The organism is Pseudomonas sp. FA-1, from assembly GCF_056856075.1.
This window is the reverse complement of the sequence record NZ_JBWXTH010000005.1, coordinates 293050-309545: the sequence shown is the minus strand read 5'-3', so window position 1 is coordinate 309545 and position 16496 is coordinate 293050. Positions and strand designations below refer to the sequence as shown.

Annotated in this window: 15 protein-coding genes and 1 pseudogene; 2 read left to right on the top strand and 14 right to left on the bottom strand. The window is 65.0% G+C overall.

The features are described from left to right. Positions 1–370 precede the first annotated feature (370 nt). Positions 371–1099 carry a carbon-nitrogen hydrolase family protein gene (locus AC1MHZ_RS12070; protein WP_324818297.1) on the bottom strand — a complete coding sequence of 243 codons (729 nt, stop codon included), beginning with the start codon at positions 1097–1099 and terminating at the stop codon, positions 371–373. An 859-nt stretch (positions 1100–1958) separates the two neighbouring features. Between AC1MHZ_RS12070 and AC1MHZ_RS12065 the strand changes: the two are divergent. Beyond that, a pseudogene (locus tag AC1MHZ_RS12065) lies at positions 1959–2199 on the top strand (hypothetical protein). Between the two features lie 68 nt (positions 2200–2267). Beyond that, a complete protein-coding gene (locus AC1MHZ_RS12060) occupies positions 2268–2444 on the top strand; it encodes a DUF3077 domain-containing protein (RefSeq protein WP_416767663.1) in 177 nt (58 codons plus the stop codon). A gap of 102 nt (positions 2445–2546) precedes the next feature. On the opposite strand, the gene AC1MHZ_RS12055 is transcribed toward AC1MHZ_RS12060, so the two are convergent. The 13 genes from AC1MHZ_RS12055 to AC1MHZ_RS11995 form a co-directional block, all read right to left on the bottom strand. Next, positions 2547–3242 (bottom strand): response regulator, encoded by a 696-nt coding sequence (locus tag AC1MHZ_RS12055; protein ID WP_084854691.1) that lies wholly within the window; start codon positions 3240–3242, stop codon positions 2547–2549. After that, entirely contained in the window at positions 3239–5893 is a 2655-nt protein-coding gene (locus AC1MHZ_RS12050) for a DUF4118 domain-containing protein (RefSeq protein WP_482966392.1), read from the bottom strand. Before AC1MHZ_RS12050 ends, AC1MHZ_RS12055 begins: the two co-directional genes overlap by 4 nt. Before the next feature lie 40 nt (positions 5894–5933). After that, complete coding sequence (gene kdpC, locus AC1MHZ_RS12045) at positions 5934–6497, bottom strand: potassium-transporting ATPase subunit KdpC (RefSeq protein ID WP_368829632.1); 564 nt, start codon at positions 6495–6497, stop codon at positions 5934–5936. A gap of 11 nt (positions 6498–6508) precedes the next feature. Beyond that, positions 6509–8563 carry a potassium-transporting ATPase subunit KdpB gene (kdpB, locus tag AC1MHZ_RS12040; protein WP_482966391.1) on the bottom strand — a complete coding sequence of 685 codons (2055 nt, stop codon included), beginning with the start codon at positions 8561–8563 and terminating at the stop codon, positions 6509–6511. A 10-nt stretch (positions 8564–8573) separates the two neighbouring features. Beyond that, on the bottom strand, positions 8574–10268 hold the full coding sequence (gene kdpA, locus AC1MHZ_RS12035; RefSeq protein WP_482966390.1) for a potassium-transporting ATPase subunit KdpA: 1695 nt from the start codon (positions 10266–10268) through the stop codon (positions 8574–8576). A gap of 9 nt (positions 10269–10277) precedes the next feature. After that, positions 10278–10367: a K(+)-transporting ATPase subunit F gene (gene kdpF / locus AC1MHZ_RS12030; RefSeq protein ID WP_224456305.1), complete on the bottom strand. Its 90-nt coding sequence runs from the start codon at positions 10365–10367 to the stop codon at positions 10278–10280. A 297-nt stretch (positions 10368–10664) separates the two neighbouring features. Beyond that, positions 10665–11717: an AI-2E family transporter gene (locus tag AC1MHZ_RS12025; RefSeq protein ID WP_482966389.1), complete on the bottom strand. Its 1053-nt coding sequence runs from the start codon at positions 11715–11717 to the stop codon at positions 10665–10667. Positions 11718–11730: 13 nt separating this feature from the next. Then, a complete protein-coding gene (locus AC1MHZ_RS12020; protein WP_084854685.1) occupies positions 11731–12513 on the bottom strand; it encodes a DUF4892 domain-containing protein in 783 nt (260 codons plus the stop codon). A gap of 109 nt (positions 12514–12622) precedes the next feature. Then, positions 12623–13477, bottom strand: coding sequence for an alpha/beta hydrolase (locus AC1MHZ_RS12015; RefSeq protein ID WP_084854684.1), 855 nt, complete (start codon positions 13475–13477; stop codon positions 12623–12625). Further along, positions 13474–14262, bottom strand: coding sequence for an alpha/beta fold hydrolase (locus tag AC1MHZ_RS12010; protein ID WP_482966388.1), 789 nt, complete (start codon positions 14260–14262; stop codon positions 13474–13476). Before AC1MHZ_RS12010 ends, AC1MHZ_RS12015 begins: the two co-directional genes overlap by 4 nt. A 265-nt stretch (positions 14263–14527) precedes the next feature. After that, positions 14528–14986: a phosphohistidine phosphatase SixA gene (gene sixA / locus AC1MHZ_RS12005; protein ID WP_084854682.1), complete on the bottom strand. Its 459-nt coding sequence runs from the start codon at positions 14984–14986 to the stop codon at positions 14528–14530. After that, complete coding sequence (locus AC1MHZ_RS12000; RefSeq protein ID WP_084854681.1) at positions 14983–15330, bottom strand: DUF4389 domain-containing protein; 348 nt, start codon at positions 15328–15330, stop codon at positions 14983–14985. The genes sixA and AC1MHZ_RS12000 overlap by 4 nt, the downstream gene beginning before the upstream one ends. Positions 15331–15345: 15 nt before the next feature. Continuing rightward, on the bottom strand, positions 15346–16371 hold the full coding sequence (locus tag AC1MHZ_RS11995) for an NAD(P)H-dependent glycerol-3-phosphate dehydrogenase (RefSeq protein ID WP_324812250.1): 1026 nt from the start codon (positions 16369–16371) through the stop codon (positions 15346–15348). Positions 16372–16496: the final 125 nt, after the last annotated feature.

Genomic DNA, 16496 nt, shown 5'->3' with positions numbered 1-16496 from the left:
ACCTGAGCCGCTGTCCTGAAACCCTCTTCGCTCATCGTTATTCTTCTCTTCGAGAAATTCCTACCGTTCTATGGCGCCTTCCCTGTTGAGGCACAACGGATGGCCTCACGGGACGCGCCCTTGTAATTAGAACAAGGTCTTCGGTCGAGCCCTGTTTCACGCACGCACTCACGCCGGGCGCAACCGCATATTTTTAAACATAACGATCAACATCAGAGGTCTTTCCCTTCGGCGAAAATACTCCGTATGCGCCCGCACCTGCGCCGCCCTTCCGCCGAAGTCAAGGTATCCATCTAAGTAGTTGCAAACCATTTGGTCTGACATGCAGGTTCTCAGTTCTCTCAGTGTCATTCTCGGATTGAGTAGAGCTCTAGATGTAAATAATCTTACCTTCCCCAGCAAGTGAGTCATATATAACTAGTGCTTCACCGGACTCGTCAGCTTGAACAAGTAGATTACCTTCAGCACTCCAGATCCCAGAACGCCCAGCACCGATAAAGTTGTCCGCTGGCCCCACACAATTGGCCATTACGACGGCCATCCCGTATTGCAGAGCAATTTGCGGGTAATGGTTGTATGCCGCAGCCACTCCCTTTGGTGTTTTGGCAACGCTAGCAAAGTAAATTGTTGGCTCCGCTTTTGACGCCTGTTGCGCGTGAATATCCTGTAAAGACTCGTAGCAAATAGCAGGAACCAATACTTCATTGGCGATTGAGAACACGCGCTGATCGCTACCAGCGGCAAAATAGGCTAGCTCATCGGGGTGAAGGAAGCGCTTGGAGTAGTTGACTCGTTCCAACCCGGGTTGGAATACTAACATGGCAATCTCGATGCCCTGCGCTACACGCAGTGGAGCACCTACGGCAATAAAAACCCCAGAGCGGTCACTCAGTTTCTGAAACGCCTCAAGTCTGGGATCGTCGATCTGGATTGCCAAGTCCTCAGCAAGCAAGGGTTCGTAAGCAGTCAGCGATAGTTCAGGAAAAATTACACCATCCGCTCTATACCTCACTGCCTTTTCAATTACAGTGACATGCTTTGAAATGTTCTGTTCAATTTTTCCTTTGTAGGAAGATATTTGTGCGACAACAAGTTTCATGACTTTCCCATTGATTATGTTTTGGCAGAATTATTCACATATCAAACAGAACTTGAAAACCGGTTGTTGTACTTCTCGCAGCCTGGAAGCGTCTTGGCGCCTCATGGCTGCGATGACTACTGAGCCCATCCGTATGAGTGAAACAGTATTTTGCTTGGTGCTCCCGTCAAGGCTACCCACAGCCCCTAGGCGGCTTCGCGAGAATATGGCAGCAAACACGGGGAGGGCAGCAAACTAAATTGTGAAATTTTGCAATGGTTCGCAGCACGGCGGATCCAGCGCTACAAAAATGGCAATTCATCATTTCCTAGGGGCGAGCTCCTGCCTGACAGAGCAGCACGAGCACGCATCAGCTACTTAGAATGCTGGCAGCTAATGATCGACCCTCTGTGCATTGACCACGATTTCGACGCTTGGGCGTGATGTCGCACCGCCAGCGAAGTGCTAGGCTGGCGCTACGCCAGCATCACAACTTACTGAACGTCCGCAATGGGTCGAAAGCAGCCCACCCTATGGAGCTACGGTCCTACCAAGCGCACCAATTCCGAGTCGGACCTGAACAGTAAAAATCAGACTTCCCCCCTTCCCTGTAGTCCATTTCCCAAACATACTCCTGTCGCTTTTTTCCGTTGCGGTCGCTCTGGCGGCGCTCTAGTCTCGGCATGTCGCTGAGATCAGCGATCGGCTTTGACAGGCCGTAACGGTAAATTGCATGCAGCAGCCTTTATGGCGACTGTACGTGTGGGCACGCTTGCGTGCGCCAGAACTTTGCAATTTCCGCCGGTCTGTCAACCCACGTACAGTTACCACCCTCTGTTTGACAGCAGGCAGGTGGCCGCATCTTGAAAGGAAATCTGCAATGTCGAAGATCGTTCCCGATCCACCCCAGAACCACCACCCTCGAAGACACGATCATCCAGGCCTCGGAGTATGCCCTGTGCGCGCAGCCCGTGGCGCATCAGGCGATTCAGCTGCTGCCCAAGTCACCCGTCTCGATGCTGATGATGGCCTCGATGCATGAGCTTGAAGCGCTGCGTGTGTTGCTTGAGTCGGCGTTGAACCAGATGCAGGTACCGGCAGGGCCGCGGACGCTGCATTGATAGATCGAGTTGTTCGTTGTCTGGGCTGGCCCTATCGCCGGCAAGCCGGCTCCCACCGGTCCTGCGCTATGTTCAGAGACACCGCCACACCTGTAGGAGCTGGCTTGCCAGCGATGGGGCGCATTGAGCCTGGCATTCCCTGCCACTATGCACGCGAGCAGGCTTCGGAGTTGATGGGGTATGTGCGGGATATGACCCTCACCGGGGTGATGGAAGACAAACCTCAGCTGGTTTGGGCGTCGTAGTACTTGGCGGCTCTGGCCAAGGCGCTGATGGATGATGCGAAGCTGGGAATGATGCGCCGGGTCTAGTGCACCGCTGATAATCGGTTTGTGAAGCAGCCCCAGTCAAGCCGTCGGCGCAACCAGGCGATAACCCACACCCGCCTCGGTGATGATGAACCGCGGCGCCGTCGGATCATCCCCCAGCTTCTGCCGCACATGCGCCACGACGATGCGCAGGTAGTGGGTGTCGTCCACATGGGTCGGCCCCCAGATGTCCTTGAGCAATTGCTGCTGGGTGATCACCCGCCCGGGATGGCCGGCCAGCTGGGCCAGGAAGGCGTACTCCTTGCGCGTCAGCGCCACCTCGGCGCCGTCAAGCGTCACCTTGCGAAACGCGAAATCCACCACCAGTGGCCCGAAGCTCGCCGACGACAGCGCGCTGCCCGTCTGGGGGGCCTGGCGCAGCAGTGCGCGCACACGCGCGAGGAACTCCTGGATGCCGAAGGGCTTGGTCACGTAGTCGTTGGCACCGCCGTCCAGGGCGTCGACCTTCTGCACTTCGCTGGCACGCACCGACAGCACCAGCACGGGCACGGTGCTCCATTCGCGCAGCTCACGCAATACCTGCTGGCCGTCCATGTCCGGCAGGCCGAGGTCGAGCACCACCAGGTCCGGCTTGGCCAACGCCGCCTGGGCCAGGCCTTCGCTGCCGGTGGCGGCTTCGAGCACCTTGTAGCCCTGGGAGGCCAGGCTGATACGCAGGAACTTGCGGATCTGTGGTTCATCGTCGATGACCAGCAGGGTGGCGGATTGACTCATGAGGCTTCGCTTTCAGGTTCGGGTTGAGGGGGCAGCGGCAAGCATAGAGTGATGCAGGTGCCCTGGCCATCGATGCCATCGTCGACCAGGATCTTGCCGCCGTGGGCACCGATCATGCCCTGGCAGATCGCCAGGCCCAGGCCGGTGCCCTGCCCGCCACGGTCGCCGCGGGCGGCGGTGTAGAACATGTCGAAGATCATCTCGCGCTCGGCCACCGGGATGCCTGGGCCCTGGTCGCTGACGGCAAAGCACAGTTGCTCGTCCTGGAGGGCGACGCGCAGTTCCAGGCGGCCGTTGGCAGGCGAGAAGCGCGCGGCATTTTCCAGCACGTTGATCAGGGCCTGTTCGATCAACGCTGCGTGAACGAACAGCAACGGCAGTTCGGCGGGGACGTCGGTATGCACGCGCAGGGGCGCCAGGACTACGCGCAGGCGGTTGAGGGCGCTGCCGACGATGTCGGCCGGGGCTACCCAGTCACGGGCGAGCTTGAGGGTGCCGTGGCCCAGGCGGGTCATGTCCAGCAGGTTCTGGATATAGCGATCCAGGCGCTCGGCTTCGTTGCGGGTGCCCTCCAGCAGCTCGCGGCGGTCATCCGGGGGGATGGCGTCGCCCAACGCCAGCAGGCTGTCGATGCTGCCGCGCATGGCGGTCAGGGGGGTGCGCAGGTCGTGGGACACCGAGGCGAGCAAGGCGCTGCGCAATTGCTCGGTCTCGCCATGCAGGCGCGCGGCCTCCAGCTGCTCGCCGAGCCGGGCGCGGGCCAGGGCCTGGGCCAGGGGTTGCCCCAAGGCCATGAGCAAGCGACGGCGCTGGGTGCTCAGGGAAGCATCCGCGCGTGGGCGCACACCGAGCAGGGCCAGGGGCTGGTCCTCCACCGACAACGGCCACCACCACCAACGCCCGTCGGGCAAGGTGTCGCTGCCATGCCCGGCAGCCTGGCCGTGTTGCCAGGCCCATTCGGCAGCGGCGCGCTCGTTGTCGGTCAGTTGCGGTTCGTGGCCACTGGCGGCACGCAGCTGGCGGTCGCTGTCGCGCTCCAGCAGGCACACCTGCATGTCCTGCCAACCGTCCAGATGCTGGCCAGCTGCGCTGAACACGGCCTGGCGGTCGGTGGCCACGGTCAGCCGGCGCGACAGGTCGAGCAATTGCGTGGTTTCGGCCTGGGTTTCCTTCAAGGCCTGTAGCTGCCGGCGCTGACGGGTGGCCAGGTTGCCGGTGAGGGCGGCCATGAGCAGGAAGAACACCAGGGTCAGTACGTCTTCTTCACGCTGGATGCTGAAGGAAAAGGTGGGCGGAATGAACAGGAAGTCGTAGCTCAGGAACGACAAGGCCGCACAGGCCAGGGCCGGCCCCAGGCTGCTACGCACCGCCACCAGCAGCACCGCGACGAGAAACACCAGAGACATGTTGGGCAGCGGCAACAGGCTCGACACGGCCCACGACACGCCAGCCGCCAGCACGGTCGCCAGCAACGCCAGGAGATAATGGCGCCACACCCACACTCGCTTGGCCGCCGCACCTGCTTTTTCGGGCTGGCCGTCACGATCGAGCACATTGATTTCCAGGCCGTGGCTTTCGCGCAGCAGGCGCATCGCCACACCGCCTCCGAACAGACGCCGACGCAGGCGATCACGGGACTGGCCGACCAGCACCAGGCTGGCACGGCGCTCGATGGCGTGCTGGATCAATGTGCGGGTCACTTCACCGGCACGCAGCACCACCACTTCACCGCCCAGGCGTTCGGCGAGCTGTTGCGCGGCCTGCAAGCGTTGCCGAGCGACCTCGTCGCGCAGCCGGCCGCTGTCGACATGCACCAGGCTCCACGGCAAGTGTCGGCGCTGGGCAACCCGGCTGGCATGACGTACCAGGCGCTCGGCCTGCTCGTCGCCATCGACGCCCACCAGCAACCGCCCGCGCAAGGCCGGAGCCTCCTGGCCGCGCTGGCGGTAGCCGCTGGCAAGGTCCGCGTCGACCTGGGCAGCGGCAGTCTGCATGGCCAGCTCGCGCAGGGCGGTGAGGTTGGTTTGGGAGAAGAAGGCATCGATCGCCGCCCTCGCCTGCTCCGGCACGTAGACCTTGCCCTCGCGCAGGCGCTCCAGCAGCTCGCGGGGCGGCAGGTCGATGAGCACCAGTTCGAAGGCTTCCTGCAGCACCCAGTCCGGCACGGTTTCGCGCACTTGCACGCCGGTGATGTCGCGGACCTTGTCGTTGAGGCTTTCCAGGTGCTGGACGTTGACCGTGGTGTAGATGTCGATACCGGCGGCCAGCAATTCCTGGACGTCCTGCCAGCGCTTGGCGTGGCGGCTGCCAGGGGAGTTGGTGTGGGCCAGCTCGTCGACCAGCACCAGGGATGCAGTGGCCTTGAGCAGGCCATCGAGGTCCATTTCCTCGAGGGTGACGCCGCGGTATTCGCTGCGCAGTAAAGGCTGTTGCGGCAGGCCGCCGAGCAGTGCTTCGGTCTCGGCGCGGCCGTGGGTTTCCACCACCCCGGCCAGCACCCGCATACCCTGGCGTTGCTGGGCGTGGGCAGCCTGGAGCATGGCGAACGTCTTGCCTACACCCGGGGCGGCGCCGAGAAATACCTTGAGCCTGCCGCGACCTTCGCGCGGCAGGCTCGCCAAGAGCGCATCGGCGCGGGTGGCGTTACTCATGTTTCATCCTTCATGTACGCGGCTGCTCCTACAGCACCCGTCAATGCTCAGGCACGGGTGCCAAACGCTCCAGGGCCTGGTTCAGCGCCAGCACATTGACCACAGGCGGGCCGATCAATGGGTGGAGGGTGGCCTCTTCGAGCAAGGCTTGCAAGCGCTCCACCGGCACCTGCCGCGCGGCCGCCACGCGCGGGAGCTGGTAGGCCACGGCCTGCGCAGGCAAATGCGGGTCCAGACCGCTGCCCGAAGTGGTCAGCAAAGCCAGCGGCACAGGGCCCTGCCCTGCGTGATAGAGCGCCGCCGCATCGGCCTTGACCCGCTCGGCCAACGCCGGATTGCTCGGTGAGAGATTGCTCGCGCTGCTCGCCACCGTGGCGTAGCCGCCCGCCGAAGGCCGTGAATGGAACCAGGCATCGCCCTCGAACGCCTGGGCGATCAGCGTCGAGCCGCGCACGCGGCCCTGCTCGTCGTGGACCAGGCTGCCATTGGCCTGTTCGGGGAAAGCCACCTGGGCGATGCCGGTCACTGCCAGGGGATAGAGGGCGCCGGTGATCAGCGTCATCAACAGGGCCAGGCTCAGGGCCGGGCGCAGGTAGGTCGTCATGTTCGTCTCCTTCAAACCAGGTGCAGGGCATTGAGCAGCAGGTCGATCAGCTTGATCCCGGCGAATGGCACGATGATGCCGCCCACGCCGTAGATCAGCAGGTTGCGCCGCAGCAGCTGGGCCGCGCTCGCGGCCTGCACCCGCACACCGCGCAGGGCCAAGGGAATCAGCACGATGATGATCAGGGCGTTGAACACGATGGCCGAGAGGATCGCGCTCTGCGGGCTCTGCAGTTGCATCAGGTTGAGTACGCCCAGCTGCGGATAGATCGAGGCGAACAGCGCCGGCAGGATGGCGAAGTACTTGGCCACGTCATTGGCGATGGAGAAGGTGGTCAGCGCACCACGGGTGACCAGCAGCTCCTTGCCCACCTGTACCACGTCCAGCAGCTTGGTCGGGTCGCTGTCCAAGTCGACCATATTGGCCGCCTCGCGTGCGGCCTGGGTGCCATCGTTCATGGCCATGCCGACATCGGCCTGGGCCAGGGCCGGGGCATCGTTGGCACCATCACCGCACATGGCCACCAGGCGACCGTCGCTTTGTTCCTGGCGGATGCGCGCCAGCTTCTTCTCCGGTGTGGCTTCGGCGAGCACATCGTCCACCCCGGCCTCGGCGGCGATAGCAGCGGCAGTGAGCGGGTTGTCGCCGGTGACCATCACCGTGCGGATACCCAGCTTGCGCAGTTCGGCGAAGCGCTCACGGATGCCGGGTTTGACCACGTCCTTGAGGTGGATCACCCCCAGCAGGCGCGTGTCCAGGCATACCAGCAGCGGCGTGCCGCCCCCCTGGGCGATACGCTCCACCTCGCGGGCCAGGGGTGCCGGCATGTCCAGACGTTGCATGCCGACGAAGGCCAGCACCGCATCCACCGCGCCCTTGCGGTAGCGGCGCTGTTGAAAGTCGATGCCGGACAAGCGGGTTTCGGCACTGAAGGCAATCGGCTCGACTTCGCCTGCAGCAGGTTCGTCGAAGTCGTACTGCTGGCGCAGGTACTCGACGATCGACTTGCCCTCGGCGGTGTCATCGGCGAGCGATGCAAGCAATGCCCCCTCCCCCAGCTCGCGCGCAGTGATGCCCGGTGCTGCATGCAGGGCGCTGCAGCGGCGGTTGCCGAAGGTGATGGTGCCGGTCTTGTCGAGCATTAGCGTGTGCACATCGCCGGCGGCCTCCACGGCGCGGCCCGAACGGGCGATGACGTTCAGCCGCACCAGGCGATCCATGCCGGCGATACCGATGGCCGAGAGCAGGCCGCCGATGGTGGTCGGGATCAGCGTCACCAGCAGCGCGGCGAGGAAGATCAGCGGCAGGCTGCCTCCGGCGAAATGGGCGAACGGCTGCAGGGTGACCACCACGATCAGGAAGATCAGGGTCAAGCCGATCAGCAGGATGTCCAGGGCGATCTCGTTGGGTGTCTTCTGGCGCTTGGCGCCTTCGACCAGGGCGATCATGCGGTCCAGGGTCGACTCGCCGGGGTTGCTGGTGATGCGGATCAGCAGCCAGTCGGAGACCAGGCGGGTGTTGCCGGTGACGGCCGAGCGGTCACCGCCGGACTCGCGGATCACCGGCGCCGACTCACCCGTGATGGCCGCCTCGTTGACCGCGGCGATGCCGTCGAGCACCTCGCCATCGCCCGGAATCAACTCGCCGGCGACGACCTTGACCACATCGCCCTTGCGCAACTGGGTGGCGGCGATAGTTTCGAACGAGCCGTCGCTTCTACGCCGTTTCGCGGCCAGGCCCTGGCTACCGGCCTTGAGGCTGTCGGCGCGGGCCTTGCCACGGCCTTCGGCGAGGGCTTCGGCAAAGTTGGCGAACAACACGGTGAACCACAGCCACAGGGCGATCTGCGCTGCGACGCCTACGCTCACGCCACTGCCGGGGGCCACACACAGCACAGTGGTCAGCACGGCGGTAAGCGCCACCACCAGCATCACCGGCGAGCGCTTGAGCTGGCGTGGGTCGAGCTTGACGAAGGCTTGCACCAGGGCCGGGCGCCAGAGGGTGGCAAAACGGGTCTGGTCGGCAGCAGCGTGATGGGTGTTCACATCGGAAATGGGCATGTTCATGGAGGATTCCTCAGAAACCCAGACTCAGGTATTCGGCGATCGGCCCTAGGGCCAGGGTCGGCAGGAAGGTCAGGCCACCGACCAGCAGGATGGTCACCAGCAGCAGGACGGTGAACAGCGGGCCGTGGGTGGGGAAGCTGTTCAAGCCTTGGGGGGCGCGCTGCTTCGCCGCCAGGCTGCCCGCCAGCGCCAGCACCGGCAGGATGTAGCCGAAGCGGCCGAGGAGCATGGCCAGGCCGATTATCAGGTTGTGGTACGGGGTGTTGGCGCCGAAGCCGGCGAACGCCGAGCCGTTGTTGGCCGTGCCCGAGGTGTAGGCATAGAGCAACTGGCTGAAGCCGTGGGGGCCCGGGTTGGTCACCGCACCAGCAGGGCCTGGCAGGCTGGCGGCGAGGGCACCGAGCACCAGCACACCGACCGGCATCACCAACAAGGTCGCCACCAGCAGTTGCACCTCCCGCGCCTGGAGTTTCTTGCCCAGGTATTCCGGCGTGCGCCCGATCATCAGGCCCGCCAGGAACACGGCGACCAGCACGAACAACAGCATGCCGTACAGGCCAGCCCCCACGCCGCCGAAGATCACCTCGCCCACCATCATGTTGACCATGGCTACCATGCCGGTCAGGGGGTTGAGGCTGTCATGCATGGCATTGACCGAACCGTTGGAGGCAGCCGTGGTGGTGACCGTCCACAGCACCGAGGCGGTCGTGCCGAAGCGGCTCTCCTTGCCTTCCAGCGGTGCGGCTTGTTGCACCTGGGCGCTTTGCAGGGCCGGGTTGGGCTGTTGCTCGGACCACAGCGCCGCAGCACCGCCGATCAGGAACAAACCGAGCATGCAGGCGAGGATGGCGCGGCTCTGGCGCAGGTCCTTGACGTAGTGGCCGAACGTGAACACCAGCGCTGCCGGAATGAGGATGATCGATGCCACCTCGAACAGGTTGCTCCACGCCGTGGGGTTCTCGAAGGGGTGGGCGGAGTTGACGCCGAAGAAGCCACCGCCGTTGGTGCCCAGTTGCTTGATGGCGACCTGGCTGGCGGCCGGGCCCAGGGGGATGGTCTGGTCGGCGCCTTGCAGGGTCAGGGCATGGGTGTAGTCGGCGAAGGTCTGCGGCACGCCCTGCCATACCAGCAGCAGGGCCAGCACCAGGCACAGCGGCAGCAGCACGTAGAGGGTGGCGCGCGTCAGGTCCACCCAGAAGTTGCCCACCGTGGTGGCCGAACGCCGGGCGATGCCCCGGCACAAGGCGACCAGCACGGCCAGGCCGGTGGCGGCACTGACGAAGTTCTGCACGGTCAGGCCGATCATCTGGCTCAGGTAGCTGACCGAGGCCTCGCCGCTATAGGCCTGCCAATTGGTGTTGGTCATGAAGCTCACGGCGGTGTTGAACGCCAGCGACCACTCCTGGCCCGCCAGGTGTTGCGGGTTGAGCGGCAGGCTGCCCTGCAACAGCAGTACCGCAAACAGGATCACGAAGCCCACCAGGTTGAACGCCAGCAGCGCCCAGGTGTACTGCTTCCAGGTCTGTTCCTGCTCGGCACGTACGCCAGCCAGGCGGTAGCACCCCCGCTCCACCGGCCCGAGCACCGGTGACAGCCAGGTCCGCCGACCTTCCATGACCCTGAAGCAGAACCGCCCAAGCCAAGGCGCCGGCAGCAACACGATGGCGAAGAATGCCGCCAGCAAGACATAGTCGTAACTGTGCATGGCCGCTCCCTAACCGCGATCGGCGCGCAGCAGCGCCACCAGCAGGTAAACCGCCAACGCCACTGCCAAGAGCAGCGACACCCCATCGAGCATGTTCATGTGCGAATCTCCCGTTCCACGGCTTGGGCCGCTTTAGGGAAATTGTCCGAGTCAGGGGCGTAAAGGGGCGAGATCGGGGGGTGGGTCAGGGCATAAAGAGTGCGTAAAAATCAGCTGTTTTCGGTGCCTGAACCGGCCCAATCGCGGGACAAGTAGGAGCGGCCTTGTGCCGCGAAAGGGCCGCAAGGCGGCCCCCAGTTGTCGTGGCGTTATCGATGAAATCCTGGGGCCGCTGTGCGGCCCTTTCGCGGCGCGAGGCCGCTCCTACAAGGGAACCGCGTGGGGCTATCGTTATGGCTACGCCTGCGGGGGCTGCTGCCCGGCGTTGCGGCTCCAGTCCAGCAGCAGGCTGTAGCCCACGGCCAGCAAGGTCGGGCCGATGAACAGGCCGATGAAGCCGAAGGCGATCAACCCACCGAACACCCCGAGCAGCACGATCACCAACGGCAGGTTGCCGCCGCGGCTGATCAGGTAGGGCTTGAGCACGTTGTCCACGCCACTGATGATGAAGGTGCCCCACAAGCCGAGAAACACCGCCATGCCGTACTCGCCCTTCCACACCAGCCAGCCGGTGGCAGGTATCCAGGCCAGGGGCGGCCCCATGGGGATCAGGCTGAGCATGAAGGTGACCAGCCCCAGCACGATGGCGCCCGGTACGCCGGCGATCAGGAAACCGATCATGGCCAGCAGGCCTTGGGCGGCGGCGGTACCGATCACGCCGTTGACCACACGCTGTACGGTCCCGGCCACCAGGTCCAGGTAGTACTCGGCGCGCTCGCCCATCAGCCGCTGCAGCAGGCGCAGGACGAAGGCCGCCAGGCGTGGCCCGTCGCGGTAGAAGAAGAACACGAACACCAGGCTCAGGGTCAGTTCGAGCACACCGCTGCCGATCTGCGCGCTGCGTGCCAGCAACCAGTTGCCCACCTGGCCCAGGTGCGGCTTGACCGACGCCAGCAGCGCAGCGCCCTGTTGGTCCAGGGACGCCCACCAAGCCACCAGGCGTGCACCCACGAAGGGTATGTTGCCCAGCCAGGCCGGCGCATCGGGCAGGCCATCGACCTGCACGTCGCGCACGAACGCGGTGGCGTCGCGGATGTGGTCGGCCAGGTTGAAACCCAGCCACACCAGGGGCAAGGCCACCAGCAGAATCCACACGGCGGTGAGCAGGCCCGCAGCGAGGGTTTCCCGCCCGCCCAGGGCCCGCGTGAGCAGGCGCATCAACGGCCAGCTGGCAAAGGCCAGGATCGCGCCCCACAGCAACGCCGAGATGAACGGAGCCATGACCCACAGGCCGGCGCCGAGCAAAGCCAGGAGAAGAATCTGGATCAACAGCCGGTCATTGTTGGCCATCATGGCACTCCGCTCAACGGATCAATTCCAGGTGCAGCCCATCGGTGGTGGCAGTGCCCACTTCCAGGCGCGCGGCGCGCACGCCAGCCTGCACCAGTTGCTCGCGCCAGGCTTCGGCCTGGGCGCCGCTGAGGCTGGCGCGCAAGGTGCTGTCCAGGTTCAGGCTGCGCCCGAGCAAGGCCACCCACGCCGGTTGCGGCGCGGCCAGGTCAGGGTAGTCCAGCTTGCCGGTGTCGCGCAGCTCGCGCAGCACCGTGGCCGGGGTCGGCAGCAGCTCGCCCAGGGGGCTGGCGGAGACGAACTCCTCGACATGCAGATAGGCGCGGCGGTTGCCACGGGTGACACTGTAGAGTGAAACCAGGGTGTCGGCCTCGTCGGCAGAACGGCGCAGGAGGATGAACGCCTGCTGCTCGTCGCCGCCGTTGAGCCGGGCGTTGGCGAATACCTCGTTGGCCCATAGGCTGGCCTCGCCGCAATCGCGGCCCTGGCACCAGAACAGAGGGTAGCCGCCATCGCGCTGCAGGGCTTCGCGGGCGCTGGTGAAGGCTTCACGGGCTGTGCGCTCCACGGGCAGCTCATAGGTGACGGAGCTCACCTGCCCGCGGCTTTCGACTTTCTCCTCGACCCGCAACCGGCCGCTGATCTTGCGCAGCGGGCCCATGGGGTAGACCCGTTCCTGCTCCACGGCCGGACGCTGGTCGACCACCTTGGCGTCCACCGGCACCGGCAGGCTGCCCGCCCACGACAACGGGCTGGCCAGGCCCAGGCATGCGGCGATAAGAATACGTGCGCTCATCGGCCACCCTTCTCGCCCAGGGCGCCGGTGAAAGTGTCCAGGATGTCTGGCATGTGCATGGTTGTCTCCCTCTTCAACCCGCCAAGCCTCGACACTTGTCCGGTGCAAGTCAAGAAAAGCCGAAGAAGCGATTGAAACAGTCTGCAACAAGGGTTGCACCGTGTTCGTCGTTCAGGTGCAGGTGATGGCCACCGGGCAAGGTGACCTGCTCGAAGGGTAGCTGCTCCAGCAAGGCCGTGTGGCGGGCGAGCATGCCGTCGGCGGCCACCACCAAGCAGGCCGGGCATGCGACTCGCTGGACGAAGGCCATGGCCTGGGCGTCGTTCAAGCGCATCGGCGATGGCAGGGTCAGACGGCTGTCGCTGCGCCAGCTGTAGCCACCCGGTACCGGCATCAGGCCACGCTGGGCGAGCAGCTCGGCGGCTTCGCGGCTGACCGCGACCATGCCCTTCATGCGCGCCTGCACGCCCTCCTCCAGGGTCGCATACACCGACTTGCGCTTGCCGTCCAGGCGCAGCTGCGCCTGCAGGGCCATGCCCAGGCGCTCGGCAGCGTCCTGTTCACGCCCGGTGGGCGGCACCACGCCGTCGATCAGCGCCAGATGGCTGACTCGGTCTGGCAAGGCGCCGGCCAACTGCACCGAAATGATCGCCCCCAAGGAGTGCCCGAGCAGGCCAAAGCGCTGCCAGCCCAACTGCTCGGCCACCCGCAGCACGTCGTGGGCGTAGTCGGTCAAGGCGTAGCCGGCGCCTTGGGGGCGGTGCTCGGAATACCCATGCCCGGCCAGGTCCAGGGCGACGATGCGCAGGCCTTTCAAGCGCGGCGCCAGGCGGATGAAGCTGTTGGCGTTGTCCAGCCAGCCGTGCAGGGCGATCACCGGCAGGCCATCGGCCGGGCCGAACAGGTGCGCGGCCAGCTCGATGTGGCCCAGGGCGAGGCGGACCTCCTCGACCTGCGTGTTCATGGGCGGCTCCAGCGGTCGAACAGGCTCTTGAGCAAGCTGGCGGTATCGCCCGGACGCTCCAGCGGGAACATGTGCCCGCCCGGGATGCTGTGGTATTCACCCTTGGGCAGGGTACGTAGGGCCAGGGCATGGTGCCGGCGGATCACCCCGCTGTGATCGCCCCGCACCATGGCCAAGGGCACCTGCAACCGGCGCACGGGCGCTGGGCTCACATGGGGAATGCTGCGGTAGATGCGGATTTCGGTGTCCGGGTCGAAGCAAAGGCGCAACCCCTCCTCGGTCGCCTGCAGGCCGTGCTCGAGATACGCCTCCAGGCACTCGGGGTCGAAGTGGCGGAACAGGGTCTTGCTGGCGAAGTAGGCCCGGGCGCTGTCGCGATCGGGAAAGGCCTCGCGTCGCCCCAGGGTGCGCCCAGCCGGCGTGATGCGGTCGATGAAACCAAAGCGCTTGGCCGCACGGATCAGCCACTGGTCGGCACGGGTCAGCACCGGGGAGTCGAGCATCACCACGCCACGGTAGTACTGCGGGCAGCGTAATGCCGCATGCAGGTGCAGCACCCCGCCCAGGGAATGGCCGACACCCCACACCGGCTGCTCTTGCCGGGCAAGGTGGTGCAGCAGTTCATCGACCAGGTTCTGCCAGTTGTCGTCGACCGGGAAGCGCGGGTCATGGGCATGCTGGGCCAGGTGCTTGACCTGGTAGTCCGGCGCCAGGGCGGCGAACAGCTTGCCGTAGGTGGCCGAGGGGAAGCCGTTGGCGTGGGCGAAGAAGATCTGCTGCGACATGACGGCCGGGTCTGCGTGGAAAACGAGCGTTCATTTTCGGCAAGGGGCGCAAGGGCGGCAACGTTCGGAAAAGTCATCCGAGACGGCGATCAGGCCATTCGCGGACCTTTATGGCATTTGAGGCCCTTTGTGTGCTGCTTCGTCTGTTCATTTAAGGTTGTCAGGGTAGGCCTATGAAACGGGTGCTGCCCGTCAGATCGAGCGCCGCCCGCGCGGCGCCCGATCTGACAAGCACCGAGGCGCTTTAGATGAACAGCATGACCACTCACCCCGCGTGATGCAGCCCCCGCAAGGTCATCAACCCCGCCAGCGGCCAATCCCCTTCGAGCTCCGCCAGGCTGGCGGTGCTCATGGGCGCCGGTTGCTGGCCATGGCCATGCTCCAGCATGCCCACCAGGTTGCCCACCAACGGTTGGTGGCTCACCAGCAGCACATGCTCCAGGCCCAGCTTGTCCAGCTCGCTGATCACCTCGCCGGCAGCGCTGTCAGGGGTCAGCCAGGAAACCGTGCGCACCGGTTCGGCGAACCCGAGCGCATCGCGTACCAGCGCCGCCGTCTGCTGGGCCCGCACGTAGGGGCTGGCGATGATCGCATCCAATGGCTGCCCCAACAGGCGCGCAGCGCTGCGCACGACCTGCTCGCGCCCGTGGGCGGTCAGGCGCCGCTCGGCATCGGTGTTGGCCCGCGGCTCGGCCTCGCCATGGCGCAGCACCCAGAGCTTCACAGCTTTGGCTCCTCGTCACGCACCGGGTGGGCGGCCGCGGCCACTTCATGGGGTGGCTCGCCCTCCGGGGCGCGAGGCGCTGGCCAGTCGGCGAACGGCCAGGGCTTCTGGTCGCTGTGGAAGGTGCCGAAGCGACCGATCTGTGCCAGGTACTGGCTGAGGCTGTCGCCGAAGTTCATCAGGCTGCCGTTGGGCGCGCCATAGACCAGGCGGTAGATCAGTTGCACCAGCACCAGGCCGCCCAGCAGCAGCTGGGCCACGTGCCAAACCAACAGGAATACCAGCATCCACAGTACCCGCAGGATGATCGATTCGCGCTCGGCGCGGTTTACAGGGTCATTCATGGATTGGCTCCGGAGTCAGTTGAAACCGCTGATGGAAATGAAATCGACGTCGGTCTTGGGTTCGGCACGCATCAGGTGCTCGATCACCTGGTTCAGGGTACGCCCTTCGAACAGGATCGCATGCAGCCCGGCCACCAGCGGCATGTACACCTGAACCTCCTGGGCCTTGGCCTTGAGCACTTTGAGCGTGTTGACGCCCTCGGCCACCTCGCCCAGGCGGCTGACCGCCTGCTCCAGGCTCAGGCCCTGGCCAAGGGCGTGGCCAACCTGGTAGTTGCGGCTTTTGGGCGAGGAGCAGGTGACGATCAGGTCGCCTACGCCGGCAAGGCCCAGGAACGTCATGGGGTTGGCGCCCTGGCTCACCGCGAAGCGGGTCATCTCGGCCAGGGCACGGGTGATCAGCATGCTCTTGGTGTTCTCACCCATGCCCAGGGCCACGGCCATGCCAGCGATGATCGCGTAGACGTTCTTCAGCGCCCCACCCAGCTCGACACCGAAGCGGTCGGCGCTGGCGTACACGCGGAAGGTGCGCCCGTGCAACACGGCCTGGACCCGCTGGCAGAGGTCTTCATCCTCGCTCGCCACGACAGTGGCGGTCAGGGCGTGCTCGGCGATCTCGCGTGCCAGGTTCGGCCCCGAGAGCACGCCGATGCGGGCCTGGGGAGCGATCTCTTCGAGGATCTGGCTCATCAGCTTGAAGCTTTGCGCCTCGATGCCCTTGGTCAGGCTCACCAGGCCCTTGCCACGCAGCAGCTGGGCATGGGGCGCCAACACGCTGCGCAGAGCGCTGGACGGCAGCGCGACGAAGATCAGGTCGCAAGCCTGCAGGGTGGCCAGCAGGTCATTGACCGGCTCGACCCCGTCGTGCAGGCGGATGCCCTTGAGGTAGCGCGGATTCTCGCGATTGACGCGCATGGCCTCGGCCTGCTCCGGGTCACGCATCCATTGGCGCACCGGCACGCCGTTCTCCGCCAGCAGGTTCGCCACGGCGGTGCCGAAGCTGCCGCCTCCCAGAACTGCAACAGGTTGCTGTTCAGTCATATCCAATCCGTTAAAGCCAATAAGTTAAGTGGCGACCGGGGCATTATACGGTGCGTATGCGACAGGGCCAGTGTCAGAGCTGTCGCAAACAGGTCATGGGCAGCACAGAGCACTGGCAAAACCCA

Coding starts and splice junctions, on each gene's coding strand:
- AC1MHZ_RS12070 (WP_324818297.1), bottom strand. CDS start 1,099: ATGAAACTTGTTGTCGCACAAATATCTTCCTACAAAGGAAAAATTGAA.
- AC1MHZ_RS12060 (WP_416767663.1), top strand. CDS start 2,268: ATGTTCAGAGACACCGCCACACCTGTAGGAGCTGGCTTGCCAGCGATG.
- AC1MHZ_RS12055 (WP_084854691.1), bottom strand. CDS start 3,242: ATGAGTCAATCCGCCACCCTGCTGGTCATCGACGATGAACCACAGATC.
- AC1MHZ_RS12050 (WP_482966392.1), bottom strand. CDS start 5,893: ATGAGTAACGCCACCCGCGCCGATGCGCTCTTGGCGAGCCTGCCGCGC.
- kdpC (WP_368829632.1), bottom strand. CDS start 6,497: ATGACGACCTACCTGCGCCCGGCCCTGAGCCTGGCCCTGTTGATGACG.
- kdpB (WP_482966391.1), bottom strand. CDS start 8,563: ATGAACATGCCCATTTCCGATGTGAACACCCATCACGCTGCTGCCGAC.
- kdpA (WP_482966390.1), bottom strand. CDS start 10,268: ATGCACAGTTACGACTATGTCTTGCTGGCGGCATTCTTCGCCATCGTG.
- kdpF (WP_224456305.1), bottom strand. CDS start 10,367: ATGAACATGCTCGATGGGGTGTCGCTGCTCTTGGCAGTGGCGTTGGCG.
- AC1MHZ_RS12025 (WP_482966389.1), bottom strand. CDS start 11,717: ATGGCCAACAATGACCGGCTGTTGATCCAGATTCTTCTCCTGGCTTTG.
- AC1MHZ_RS12020 (WP_084854685.1), bottom strand. CDS start 12,513: ATGAGCGCACGTATTCTTATCGCCGCATGCCTGGGCCTGGCCAGCCCG.
- AC1MHZ_RS12015 (WP_084854684.1), bottom strand. CDS start 13,477: ATGAACACGCAGGTCGAGGAGGTCCGCCTCGCCCTGGGCCACATCGAG.
- AC1MHZ_RS12010 (WP_482966388.1), bottom strand. CDS start 14,262: ATGTCGCAGCAGATCTTCTTCGCCCACGCCAACGGCTTCCCCTCGGCC.
- AC1MHZ_RS12000 (WP_084854681.1), bottom strand. CDS start 15,330: ATGAATGACCCTGTAAACCGCGCCGAGCGCGAATCGATCATCCTGCGG.
- AC1MHZ_RS11995 (WP_324812250.1), bottom strand. CDS start 16,371: ATGACTGAACAGCAACCTGTTGCAGTTCTGGGAGGCGGCAGCTTCGGC.